Origin of the sequence: Streptomyces spongiicola, assembly GCF_003122365.1 — a bacterium.
Taxonomy (GTDB): domain Bacteria; phylum Actinomycetota; class Actinomycetes; order Streptomycetales; family Streptomycetaceae; genus Streptomyces; species Streptomyces spongiicola.
The window spans coordinates 35,443-47,769 of the sequence record NZ_CP029254.1 but is presented as its reverse complement, the minus strand read 5'-3'; the positions used below and the strand labels follow the sequence as shown (position 1 = coordinate 47,769).

Here is a 12,327-nt window from a genome sequence, read left to right as displayed (position 1 = left end):
ACTCTACAGATCTCTTGCAAATAGCCGCGAGGTAACTCTAGCAAATTATGGAGATTCTCATGATGGCCCATGTCCGGCAACGACCGGAATCCAGAGAGACGATCTCTGCCGAGGTCGCCGTGCTGAGTAAGATCGTCAAGCGCTACGCCGATACGAAAGGCGCTGAGTTCGCCGCCGTCAACGGTCTCGATCTACGCATACGGCGAGGAGAGGTCGTGGCGTTCCTGGGGCCGAACGGCGCCGGGAAGACCACCACCATCGACATACTGCTGGGACTGCTCGCACCGGATTCGGGCGAGGTGCGGCTCTTCGGCGGGCCCCCGCAGCAGGCGGTGCGTTCCGGACGGGTCGGTGCCGTACTGCAGACGGGCGGGCTGCTGCCCGACCTGACCGTCCGGGCCACCGTGCGGATGCTCGGCTCGCTGCACCCCGGTGCGGATCCCGAGAGCGCCATCCGCCGGGCCGGCATCACCGCGCTGCGGCGGCGGAAGGTCGCCGAGTGCTCGGGAGGCGAGCAGCAACGGCTGCGCTTCGCTCTCGCCCTGCTGCCCGAGCCCGAGTTCCTGGTCCTGGACGAACCGACGGCCGGCATGGACGTGGCGGCCCGCCGGGAGTTCTGGGCCGCCGTGCGGCAGGACGCGGCGCGCGGCACGACGGTCATGTTCGCCACCCACTACGTGGAGGAGGCGGAGCAGTTCGCCGACCGGGTCGTGATGATCGACCGCGGCAGGCTCGTCGCCGACGGCTCCGTGTCCACCATCAGAGCCGCCATCAGCGGACGCGCCGTCTCGGCCCGGATGACCGCCGTGGAGGCCGCCCTGGTGGCCGCTTCTCCCGAGGTCCGCTCCAGCACGGTGCGCGGCGACCGCCACTGCTTCGACTGCACGGACTCCGACTCCGTGCTGCGTCTGCTGCTCCACCGGACGTCCGCCACCGAGATCGAGGTCGCGCCGCGCAGCCTCGAGGATGCCTTCCTGGCCATCACCGACCACGACCACGACCACGACCACGACCGAGACCGAGACCGAGACGTCCGGGAGGTCCGGCGATGAGCACCGCAGAGACATCCGCCCCCCGCGTACGGACCTCGCCTTTCGGCGGAGTGAACCCCACCTTCGTCTCCTTCGAACTCCGGCGGCGATTCAGCCGCCAGACCGCGGTCTTCACCATCCTGCTGCCCGCGGTCCTCTACCTGGCCCTGTTCCGGACGGGCCCGGACGGCGGGACGCTCGCGCACGGCAACTTCGCCGCCTGGATGATGACGGGCCTCGCCGTCTACGGAGCGGCGATGGCGGCCATCAGTTCCGCGGCGACCATCTCGATCGAGAAGTCCACCGGCTGGATGCGCACGATCGCCCTGAGCCCGCTCGCTCCACCCGGGTACCTCCTCGTGAAGGTGCTCTGCTCGGTGATGATGGCCGCCGTACCCGTCGCCGTCGTCGGGGTGGTCGGATTCGCCACCGGCGCTCGCGCGGAGCCGAGCGTCTGGGTCACGTCGCTGCTCGCCGCCTGGCTCGGTTCCGCCGTCTTCGCCGCCCTCGGCATCGCGCTGGGGCTGGCCCTCAAGCCCGAAACCGTCACCCACATACCCGGGTTGGTGATGACCGCGCTCGCCTTCCTCGGCAACCTGTTCATCCCGCTCAGCGGCACCCTGCTCGAGATCGCCCGGTACACACCCCTGTACGGCGTCTCGGCGCTGGCCCGCTACGCCCTCACCGACGGCTACTCGTTCAGCGGTGAGCACTCCGGTCTGGCGGGCGCCGCGCTGAACGTGGCCGCCTGGCTGGCCGCCTTCTCCTTCATGGCGATCCGCCGCTTCAGGCACAGCACAAGCCGTCTGTAGCGCACCGCCGTTCGGCAACCCCCGTGCCCACCGGCCTGCTCAAACCCCTGGCCCCCCAGCCCCCTGGTCCCTACGACCCCAAGCCCCTACGACCCCAAGCCCCTACGACCCCGCCGCCCGTGCGGCACCGTCCGCCGACGGCCGTGCGCGACATGTCCTCCCCACCAAGAAGGGTGTAGAGCTGGTGATTGCCTTCATCGCACCGGGACAGGGCTCCCAGACCCCCGGGATGCTGGCCGCCTGGCTGCGCGACCCGGCGCTCGCCGCGCGGGTCCGGGCCTGGTCCGAGGCCGCCGACGTCGATCTGGTGCACCTCGGCACCAGAGCCTCGGCCGCCGAGGTCGCCCGGACCGAGAACACCCAGCCCCTGCTGGTCGCCCAGGGGCTGCTGGCCCACGAGCAATTCGAGGAACCCGGGGAACCCGGGCAACCCGTGGAACCCGGGCAACCCGGGGAACACGGAGAAGCGTCCGCGGTGGCCGCGGGCCACTCGGTGGGCGAGATCACCGCCGCGGCCTGTGCCGGGGTGCTGAGCCCCACCGACGCGGTACGCCTGGCCGCCATCCGCGGCCGTGCCATGGCCGACGCCTGTGCCGTGGTGCCCACCTCGATGGCCGCCGTGGTGGGCGGCGACGAGTCGGACACGCTCGCCGCGATCGCCGAACACGGCCTCACCGCGGCGACGTTCAACGGCGCCGGCCAGATCGTGGCCGCGGGACTGGCCGAGGACCTGCGGCGCCTGGCGGCCAGGCCTCCCGCCGGGAGCACGGTCAAGCCGCTGAAGGTCGCGGGGGCCTTCCACACCCGCCACATGGAACCCGCACGGCGGCGCCTGGCCGCCGCGGCCGCGGTGACGCCGTTCCGGCCGCCCCGCGGGCTGCTGCTCTCCAATGCCGACGGCGAGCCGCTCACCAGGCCGGAGACGATCCGGCGGCGGCTGGTCGACCAGGTCGTGCAGCCGGTGCGCTGGGACCTGTGCCTGCGCGCCCTCGGGCGGATCGCGCCGGACGTGACCGTGGCCCTGCCCCCGTCCCGCACGCTCGCCAACCTCGTCAGGCGCCGGCTTCCCGGGCTGTTCGTGATGTCCGTCAGCACGCCGGGGGACCTCCCGAGGGTCCGGGCGCGCCTCACCGCGGCTTCCCGGACGAGGGGGGCGACCCATGCCGGTCTCTGACCTCTTCGCACGCGCCCGTGCCGAGCGCGCCGGCCATCCGGCCGTGGTCGCCCCCGACGGCAGCCTCTCGTACCGCGAACTGGGCACGAGGGTGGACCGGGCGGTGGGCTGGCTGCGCGCCCACGGCGTCACCGGCGGAGCCCGCGTGGTGTACGCCGGAGGCAACGACGGTGCCTTCCTCGCCCTGTTCCACGCCACGCTCCGCGTCGGCGCCGTCTTCGTGCCGGTCCACCCGGAACTGACCGACGCCCAGGTCGACCACATCGTCGGCGACTGCGGGGCCGCCCTGGCTGTCTGCACCCCCACCGCGGGCCGCCGGGCCCGGCGCACCGTGGAGGTCGACCGCGCCCGGGGGGAGATCCAGGACTCTCCCCCCGACTGCTTCGCCGGCGCCGTCTCGGACGACGACGTCGCCCTGCTCGTCTACACCTCCGGCACGACCGGCCGGCCGAAGGGCGTGGTGTGCCCCCACCGGCAGGTCCTCGCGGCGGTACGGGCGGTCGACGCGTGCCTCGGCTACCGCGCCGACGACGTCGTGCTGTGCCGCCTGCCGCTCTCCTTCGACTACGGGCTCTACCAGGCGCTGCTCTGCGCCCAGGCCGGATCCACCCTGGTCCTGGTGGAGCGCGGCGGCGACCGGGCGCTGCTGAGCGCCATCGAGCGGCACGGGGTCACGATCGTGCCCCTCGTGCCGTCGCTGGCCCAGATGCTCACCCTGCTGCAGCGCAGGCTGCGCCGGCCCACCGGCGTCCGGCTGTTCACCAACACGGGAGCCCGCCCGGGCAGGGCGGTCGTGTCGGAGCTGCTGGAACTCTTCCCCGGTTCGGTGTTCGCCTCGATGTACGGGATGACGGAGTGCCAGCGCATCTCGGTGCTCGATCCCGTGCTGTACGCGGCCCACCCGGATTCCGTGGGCCGGCCGATCCCCGGCGACCACGTGCGCGTCACCGGCGCGGACGGGTGCGCCCTCGGCCCGGGCGAGGTCGGGGAGATCGTGGTGTGGGGCAGCACGGTGATGGACGGCTACTGGGGGGTCCCCCCGGAGGACCAGAACCGGTACGTCCGCCGTCCCGACGGCTCGCTCGAACTCCACACCGGAGACCGGGGATACCTCGACGCGGCCGGCCTGCTCTACTTCGTCGGCCGCGACGACGACATGATCAAGAGGCGCGGCGTCCGCATGGGCCTCACCGAGATCGAGGACGCCGCCGAACGGATCCCCGGGGTGACCGCGGCGGTCGCGCTGCGCCCCGAGCACGAGGACGGGGCGCTGCGGCTGGCGGTGCAGACCTCCCACAGTCCGGAGGAGGTCCGCAGGCGCCTCGCACGGCTCCTGGACCGCGCCCGGCTGCCCGACCGGATCATCCCGATCCCGTCCGTGCCACTGACCGCCAACGGAAAGCCGGACCGAGAGGCCGTGCGGCGCCTGTGCGCCGCGCCGGCTCGGGACCACGACACCACCGCACCCTCCTCCGCACAGACCAGGACCCCCCATGAACCAGCCGCAGTTTGACCGTCTCGTGGAACGGATCTGCTCCGTCACGGTGACCGACCCGCAGACCCCTCTCGTGGACCTCGGCGCGGACTCGCTCCGCACGATCGCCCTGCTGATGGCGATCGAGGAGGAGTTCGAGGTGGAACTCCACCCCGGCGTCCTCGCCGACCCCGCTCAGGCCTCCCCGGCGGGCCTGTGGCGCGCCGTCCAGGAGCAGCGGACCGCCAGGACGGGGGACTGACCGCCATGTGGACGGACATGCGACCCGCCGTGGAGATGCCGCGTCTGTTCGAGCGGGGCGGCGACACGGTCTCCTTCGCCGGCGGGCTGCCCGACCTCGACGTGCTGCCCCTGGACGCGATCGCGCGCCAGATGTCCGGGCTCGTAAGGCTCGGCGGCAGGATCGCCCTCCAGTACAGCACCCCGCACGTCGCCCAGGCGCTCGTTCCGGCGATCGGCGACCTGATGGGGCGCGAGGGCGCCTGCCCGGCGGCCGCCGACCTGGTCCCGACGAGCGGCTCCCAGATGGGGCTGATGGCGGCGGGACTGGCGCTGGCGGAGCCCGGGGAGACCGTGCTCGTGCAGACCCCCGTCTACCCGGGCGCCGCGGCGGCCTTCCGCACGGCCGGGCTGAGGCTGCGCGCCATACCCCGGGACGCCCGGGGCCTGGCACCGGAAGGCCTGCGTGAAACGATTCTGCAACTGCGTAGGGAGGGACGTACCGCACGACTCGCCTACTGCAACCCGACCTTCCAGAACCCCACCGGAGCCACCCTCCCCGCAGACCGGCGCAGGGAACTGCTCGCGGTGGCCGGCGAACTCGACCTGACGGTGATCGAGGACAACCCCTACGGGCTGCTGGGCTTCGACGGGCAGACCACCGACAGCCTCAAGGCGCTCGCCCCGGACCGCGTCGTCTACCTCGGCACCTTCTCCAAGGTCTTCGCGCCGGGCCTGCGCTGCGGCTGGATCGCCGCACCCCGTGAGCAGGCCGCGGCGCTGCGCCGCACCACGGAGGTGATGGCGCTGTCCCCGTCCCCGCTGGCCCAGGCCGCGATCGCCGCGTTCCACGCGCGCAGCGGATGGACGGAGCTGATCGACCGGTACCGGGCCGCCTACCGCGAACGCTGCGCGCTCATGGCGGACGCCCTGGAGCGCGAACTCGGCGACGGCGGGCCGTGGACGTGGCGGCGGCCGCAGGGGGGCTTCTACCTGTGGCTGCGCCACCGCGACGGCCTCGACACCGGCCCTCTCGCCGCCGTGGCCGCCGGGCACGGCGTCTCCTTCGTCCCCGGCAGCCACTTCCGGATCGACGGGGGGCCTTCCGACGCCCTGCGGCTGTGCTTCAGCCATGTGCCCCGGGACCGGGTCGCCGTGGGCGTCTCCCGCCTCGCCACCGCGCTCCGGGGAGGCGCGGCATGAGCGAACCGCCGCGCCGGGACCGCACCGGGCGTCCAGCGCCACCGCTTCGACGCTGTACGGGCGAACCGCCGCGCCGGGACCGCACCCTCGGCCCTGCGGCGTTCGGCCCGTCCTATCCGCTCGCCGGCAGCGACTGGCGGGTGTGGGACGTCGGACTGCTGCGCGGCGCCGGCTTCCCCGTGTCCGGGCTGGAACTGCTCGGGGGTCCCCGGGCGGCCCGGGCCGCCCGGCTCCTCGAGTCCGATGGCCTCGAGTCCGAGGGCCTCGAGCCCGATGGCCTGGACGCCTTCCGCGCCGCCTACCGGGCGGACAGCGCCGCCGAGTCGCAGGCACTGGCCGGCCTGGCCGCGGACGACAAGTTCCGACGTGCCGTCGCCTGGCAGAACCGCACGGTGTACCACGTGCTGGACTCGGTGGCGGCCTGCCGTGGCAGCGCGAGCAGGCGCCGGCGGCGGGAACGCGGCGTCGCCATGTACTGGCTGCGCTACTGCGCCAAGGCCGACATGATCGGCTTCTTCGGCCCCGGCGCGTGGATCAGCGTCGGCCGGGGGCGGCGTGCCGTGGACCTCGACCACGGGCCCGCGCTGACGTCGGAGAGCCGGACGTCCTTCGAGCGCTGGGCGGTGGCCGCACTCGCCGACTGGATGGTGGCGCAGCCGGGTGCCCGCTGGTGGTTCCCGCCGATGCTCAGGGCGGACGTCCACCTCGCCGGGGACCGGCTGGTCCTCCCGGGCGGCCGCACGATCCGCCCGGGGGACGACGACGTCCGCGTCCTGCGCCTCGCCGACGGCGACCGCAGCGCCGAGGCCATCGCGCGGGCCGCGGGCTGGGATCCGGCGTCGGCCCGGGAGCGGGTGGAGAAGGCCCTGAAGCGGCTCCTGCGGCAGCGCGTGCTGACCTGGGACGCCAACATCCCCGTCGACGTACGCGCCGAGGAGGTGCTGCGCAGGCGCGTGGCGGGCATCGGCGATCCCGCGCTGCTCGCCCGGTTCGGGAGCGTACTCGCGGAACTCGACGGGCTGCGGGACAGGATCGACCGCGCACGCAGCGCGGAGGAACTCGCCGACGCGCTCGACCGGCTCGACGCGTTCTTCGTCCGCACCACCGGGCAGGCCGCCTCACGCGAGCAGGGAAAGATGTACGCCGGCCGCACGCTGTGCTACCAGGACTCCCTCCGGGACTGCCGCATGGACCTGGGACGAGACTTCCTCGACGGCATCGCCCGCCCGCTGGCCCTCGTGGCCGGCGCCGCGGACTGGTTCGGCAACCGCCTGGCCGAACTCGTGGAGGCGGAGGTCGCGGGCTTCGTCCGCGAGGCCGCCCGCGGCCGGGGCGGCACGGTGGCTCTCGCCGACGTGTGGCCGAGGGTGCTCAACCTCTTCTGGGGGGACACCGCGGCCCCCGTGCGGACCGCCACCCGCGAACTGGCCCTCAAGTGGCAGCAGGCGCTCGGGGTGGACCCGGCGGCCGAACTGCCCGAGTGCCTCGAGTTCCCCGTCGAGGACATCGAGGAGCGGGCCCGGGGGCTGTTCGCCACCGGGCCGGTGCGCTCGCCGCATCTCGCCCTGCACAGCCCCGACCTTCAGATCGCCGCCCCCTCGGTCGACGCGGTGAACGCCGGCCGCTACACGGCCGTGCTCGGCGAACTGCACGCCTGCCTCGCGACGCTGGACCCGGGGGCGCTCGACTGGACCACCGACGGGCCCTCGCTTCGCGACAGGGTCAACGCGGCCGTGGGCGCGCGGCGCCTGGTGCCGCTGCTGCCGGTCGACTGGACGCGCAACAGCGGCCGGGTGGTCCCCGCTCCCGTCGGGACGTCCGACCGGCTCATCGGCTTCACCCGGGCCCCCTTCGACGACCGCGCGCGGGTGGATCCGGCGGTGGCGGTCACCCTGTGCGAGACGGACGGCACCGTCACCGCGACCACACCCGACGGCAGCGAGTGGAACGTCGCCGAACTCCTCGCGGTACCGATCTCGGTGATCGCCGCCGACGCCTTCAAGATCGGGCTCGACGGGGCGCACACTCCCCGTGTCACCGTCGGCGGCCTGGTCCTGTTCCGGGAGACCTGGCGGCAGCCGGCCGGGGGGGTGGGCCTGCCGGAGAAGGCGGACGCCGAGCGCGACTACCTGGCCGTACGGGGCTGGTGCGCCCGCAACGCGCTGCCCGATCTGCTCTTCGTCAAGTTCCAGGCGGAGACCAAGCCGTACCTCGTCGACTTCACCAGCCCGACGCTGGTGCTGTGCTTCGCCAACCTGGTCCGCGCCGCGTGCCGCCAGGACTCCGAAGCGACCGTGAGCCTCAGCGAGCCCCTGCCGTCCCCCGCCGATTGCTGGCTGACGGACTCCCACGGCGAACGGTACGTCAGCGAACTACGCCTGCAGATCAGCAGAAAGGTGCCGGAATGAGCCCGGTAACCCGAGACGGCTCGGCCCTCTCCACGACCCGCCGCCCGAGGGACCCCGACATCACCGCGACGATCGGCGGAACTCCGCTCGTCGCACTCGACCGCCTCTTCCCACCGGAGCGCTTCCAGGTGTACGCGAAGTGCGAGCGCTTCAACCCCGGCGGAAGCATCAAGGACCGCGCGGCGAAGTCGATGCTCGAAGAGGCCATCCGGACGTCGAAGGTCGTCCCCGGGGTCTCCACGGTGGTCGAGTCGTCCTCCGGCAACCTCGGGATCGCGCTCGCCCAGCTCTGCAACTTCCACGGAATCGCCCTCGTCTGCGTCGTGGACCCCCACACCACCGCGCAGAACGTCGCCATCATGCGGGCCTACGGCGCGCGGGTCGAGGTCGTCGACCGCGACCCCGCCTCCGGCCAGTACCTGCCCGCCCGCATCGCGAGGGTCCGGGCACTGCTGGAAGCCGTCCCCGACGCCTACTGGCCCAACCAGTACGCGAACGAGTGCAACGCCCTGGCGCACCACCACACGATGCGCGAGATCTGCGAGGCCCTTCCCCGCGCACCGGACCACCTCTTCCTCGCGACCAGCACCACCGGAACGCTCCGCGGCTGCGCGGACTACTGCCGCGAGAACGGGCTGGCCACCAGGGTGACGGCGGTGGACGCCGTGGGCAGCGTGATCTTCGGGCCCCCCGAACCGGGCAGCCTCCGCCACCCGCGCAGGATCCCCGGACACGGAGCGGCGATCGTGCCGCCGCTCCTGCGACCGGAACTCGCGGACCGGGTCGTCAAGGTCACCGACCACGAATGCGTACGCGGCTGCCGCCGGCTGCTCGCCCGCGAGTCCATCCTCGCCGGCGGCTCCTCCGGCGCCGTCGTCAGCGCCCTGCAGCGGTGCTCGTCCTCGATCGAACCGGGCGCCACCTGCGTCGTGGTGCTTCCCGACGGCGGCGACCGCTATCTGGACACCATCTACTCCGACTCCTGGGTGGACACCCACCTCCGGCCGTACCCGAACCGCCCGCCCCACCACGAACAGGACAGGAACGAGGCATGAGGATCCTCAACCGAGACGACGTCGCAGCCGCCCTGACGGATCGTGAACCCGCCGTTCTCGACGCGGTGCGCGCCGCCTACCTCCTCCACGGCCAGGGCCGCACGCGGGTGCCGTTCTCCGGTTTCCTGCGCCCGCCGGAGCCCGCCGGCTCCCGCATCATCTCCCTGCCCGCCTACCTGGGGGGTCCCGAACCCGTGATGGGCATGAAGTGGATCTCCTCCTTCCCGGGGAACGTCGACGGGGGACTGCAGCGGGCGTCCTCCGTCCTGGTCCTCAACGACCTGCGCACCGGCTACCCGATCGCGCTTCTCGAGGGCAGCCGGATCTCCGCCTCGCGGACCGCCGCGAGCGCCGCCCTCGCCAGTGCGGCGCTCCACGGCGCGTGCGCGGTGCGCACCGCGGCGCTCATCGGGTGCGGCACGATCAACCAGCGGGTCCTGGCCTTCCTCGCGCGGGTACATCCGGAGCTCGAGGCGGTGCTGCTCCACGACGCGGTGCCGGACCGCGCCGAGGTCCTCGCCGCCGAACTGCGCGTCCTGCACCCGGGGATCGCCTTCCGCACCGGCGACGCCGCCGCCGCGCTCAGCGCCCGCACGGTGAGTGTGGCGACCACCGACTCGGGCTACTGGCTCGACCTCGCCTCCCATCCCCACCGGCCCGACGGCCAGGTGATCCTGCACCTCTCGCTGCGCGATCTCAGCACCGCGTCGGTGCTCGCCGCCCGCAACGTGGTCGACGACACCGAGCACGCCGTCCGCGAGCACACCTCCCTCCACATGGCCGAACAGGAGACCGGCAACCGGGACTTCGTGCACGCCGAGATCGCCTCCGTGCTCGACGGCTCGGTACGGCCCGACACCGCCGGCACCACCGTCTTCTCCCCCTTCGGCCTGGGCATCCTCGACCTCGCGGTCGCCCGGGAGGTGCTCGGGTCAGCCATCCGCGCGGGGCTGGGCACCGAAATCGGGGGTTTCGCCCCCGGCAGCCACCGGGTGACGGCGGCCATGGCGGAGAAGTCCGCATGAGCGGCCCCGGGAGCCTCTTCCCCGAGGGCACGAAGGCCCTGGTCACCGGCGCGTCCCGGGGCATCGGCGCGGCGATCGCCGTCACCCTGGCCGAGCACGGCTGCGACGTCGCCGTCAACTACCGCTCCAACGCGTCCAAGGCCGAGGACGTCGCCCGGCGGATCCGCGGGCTCGGCAGGCAGAGCCTGCTGCTCCAGGCGGACGTCTCCGACGAGGCGCAGGTCACCGCGATGTACCGGCAGCTGAGGGCCGTCTGGGGCTCGCTCGACGTGGCGGTGCTCAACTCCGGGGTGACCGCCGACGGTCATCTGGCCGCCATGAGCGGCGCCAAGTGGCGGCAGGTGATCGACACCAACCTCACCGGCAGCTTCCTCACCGCGCGTGAGGCGACCAAGCTGATGTACGTCACCGGCGGTGCGATCGTCCTCATCGCGTCCACCAGCGGCGTCGCGGGCCGGGCGGGCCAGGCCAACTACGCGGCCAGCAAGGCCGGGGTGATCTCCATGGCCAGGACGCTGGCGTACGAGGTCGCCGCACGCGGCATCCGGGTCAACGTGGTGGCCCCCGGATTCATCGACACCGACATGGTGCGGAAGCTGCCGGCCGCCCGACGGGCCCACGCCCAGCAGTCCATACCGATGGGACGCATGGGGACGCCGCGCGAAGTGGCGCACGCCGCCGCCTTCCTGGCCGGCCCCGGCGCCTCGTACATCACCGGCAAGGTGCTCACCGTCGACGGCGGAATGATCCCCGTCTGAGCGATCCCCGTCCAGCCGTGCCGTCCGGCACATCGACGACCCCCCACCCCCCGACGAGAGGAAACCCCGTGTCCGTCGCCGCCTTCGAGCAGATCCGCGCCCGGGCCCAGACCCGCCTGGAGAAGAACATGCATGTCAAGTCGATGATCATCGACCGCCTCGGTCTGGACGTGGAACCGGCCGTCGTCTCCGACAACCAGCCGCTGTTCGGCCGGGGCCTGGAGATGGACTCCCTGGACACCCTGGAGATCGTCGTCATGATCAACAGCGAGTACGCCGTGCTGATCAGCGACGACGACTTCGAGGCCTTCGGCTCCGTCAACGCGCTGGTCGACTTCGTCGCGGCCCGCGAGGCCCGGCCATGACGGCCGCCACCGCACCACCCGCCGGTTCCGGCCGCCGGGACGCGGGGACCACCGGGAAGCGCAGCTACTCCTGCGACGACATCAAGCGGATGCTGCCGCACCGCTGGCCGATGCTGATGATCGACCGCGCCTACGACGTGGTACCCGGCGTGTCCGGCCGGGGGGTGAAGAGCGTCTCGGTGAACGAGCCCTACTTCGCCGGGCACTACCCCGACCACTCGGTCATGCCCGGAGTCATGATCGTCGAGTCGATGGCGCAACTGGTGGCGGTCGTCTACGTCGCCGAGATCATCGAGGCGGCGGGACCGGACGCCGGTACCGCCGGTACCGCCGACGCCGCGCAGAGCGTGGGCTACCTGGGCTCCATCAGCCATATGCGGTTCTCCCGGCTCGTCGTGCCGGGCGACCAGCTGACGCTGGAGGCCACGCTCGGCGAGCGCCTGGGCGCGCTGCGCCGGGTGTCCGTGAGCGCGAGCGTCGGCCGGGAGCGGGTCGCCTCCGGCTCCCTGGTGGTCACGTCGGAACGCAGAGCCGCCCGGGGCGTGCGGTGAAAGCCCCTCCCGGCCCGCGGCGCCCGGCACGCACTCCCCGTCGCCCCTCGGGCACGGGAGGCGCCGCCGCGCTGCGTTGCCGGGGGCATGCACGTACGTCCGGTACGGGGATGATCCTCCGCCTTGCGGTCGCACGCACCAGACGCCGCAGGCCCCGCCCTGCGGGCGGACGGAGCTGCCGTCGCGACACGCCCCGGTGCGGCGCCGGGCAGGGGGGCCGGGCAGCCGCGC

12 protein-coding genes are annotated in these 12,327 nt (G+C 73.1%); all 12 read left to right on the top strand.

Annotated features, from left to right (window positions below; translation table 11 throughout):
* Positions 1-59 precede the first annotated feature (59 nt).
* The 12 genes from DDQ41_RS00200 (at position 60) to fabZ (ending at position 12,096) form a co-directional block, all read left to right on the top strand.
* Complete coding sequence (locus DDQ41_RS00200; RefSeq protein ID WP_262508305.1) at positions 60-1,052, top strand: ABC transporter ATP-binding protein; 993 nt, start codon at positions 60-62, stop codon at positions 1,050-1,052.
* Complete coding sequence (locus DDQ41_RS00195; protein WP_109292609.1) at positions 1,049-1,843, top strand: ABC transporter permease; 795 nt, start codon at positions 1,049-1,051, stop codon at positions 1,841-1,843. The genes DDQ41_RS00200 and DDQ41_RS00195 overlap by 4 nt, the downstream gene beginning before the upstream one ends.
* A gap of 184 nt (positions 1,844-2,027) precedes the next feature.
* Positions 2,028-3,017, top strand: a complete 990-nt coding sequence (locus DDQ41_RS00190; RefSeq protein WP_109292608.1) for an ACP S-malonyltransferase — start codon at positions 2,028-2,030, stop codon at positions 3,015-3,017.
* Entirely contained in the window at positions 3,004-4,530 is a 1,527-nt protein-coding gene (locus DDQ41_RS00185; RefSeq protein WP_109292607.1) for a class I adenylate-forming enzyme family protein, read from the top strand. The genes DDQ41_RS00190 and DDQ41_RS00185 overlap by 14 nt, the downstream gene beginning before the upstream one ends.
* On the top strand, positions 4,511-4,753 hold the full coding sequence (locus tag DDQ41_RS00180; RefSeq protein ID WP_109292606.1) for an acyl carrier protein: 243 nt from the start codon (positions 4,511-4,513) through the stop codon (positions 4,751-4,753). Before DDQ41_RS00185 ends, DDQ41_RS00180 begins: the two co-directional genes overlap by 20 nt.
* Before the next feature lie 17 nt (positions 4,754-4,770).
* Positions 4,771-5,934 carry an aminotransferase-like domain-containing protein gene (locus DDQ41_RS00175; protein WP_245991401.1) on the top strand — a complete coding sequence of 388 codons (1,164 nt, stop codon included), beginning with the start codon at positions 4,771-4,773 and terminating at the stop codon, positions 5,932-5,934.
* Entirely contained in the window at positions 5,931-8,342 is a 2,412-nt protein-coding gene (locus tag DDQ41_RS00170; RefSeq protein WP_109292604.1) for a lantibiotic dehydratase, read from the top strand. The genes DDQ41_RS00175 and DDQ41_RS00170 overlap by 4 nt, the downstream gene beginning before the upstream one ends.
* On the top strand, positions 8,339-9,397 hold the full coding sequence (gene sbnA / locus DDQ41_RS00165) for a 2,3-diaminopropionate biosynthesis protein SbnA (RefSeq protein WP_109292603.1): 1,059 nt from the start codon (positions 8,339-8,341) through the stop codon (positions 9,395-9,397). The genes DDQ41_RS00170 and sbnA overlap by 4 nt, the downstream gene beginning before the upstream one ends.
* The gene (gene sbnB / locus DDQ41_RS00160) at positions 9,394-10,422 is read left to right on the top strand and encodes a 2,3-diaminopropionate biosynthesis protein SbnB (protein WP_109292602.1); all 1,029 of its coding nucleotides are present in this window, start codon (positions 9,394-9,396) and stop codon (positions 10,420-10,422) included. Before sbnA ends, sbnB begins: the two co-directional genes overlap by 4 nt.
* The gene (locus DDQ41_RS00155; protein ID WP_109292601.1) at positions 10,419-11,180 is read left to right on the top strand and encodes an SDR family oxidoreductase; all 762 of its coding nucleotides are present in this window, start codon (positions 10,419-10,421) and stop codon (positions 11,178-11,180) included. The genes sbnB and DDQ41_RS00155 overlap by 4 nt, the downstream gene beginning before the upstream one ends.
* A 68-nt stretch (positions 11,181-11,248) precedes the next feature.
* Positions 11,249-11,545: an acyl carrier protein gene (locus tag DDQ41_RS00150; RefSeq protein ID WP_109292600.1), complete on the top strand. Its 297-nt coding sequence runs from the start codon at positions 11,249-11,251 to the stop codon at positions 11,543-11,545.
* Positions 11,542-12,096 carry a 3-hydroxyacyl-ACP dehydratase FabZ gene (fabZ, locus tag DDQ41_RS00145; protein ID WP_109292599.1) on the top strand — a complete coding sequence of 185 codons (555 nt, stop codon included), beginning with the start codon at positions 11,542-11,544 and terminating at the stop codon, positions 12,094-12,096. The genes DDQ41_RS00150 and fabZ overlap by 4 nt, the downstream gene beginning before the upstream one ends.
* Positions 12,097-12,327: the final 231 nt, after the last annotated feature.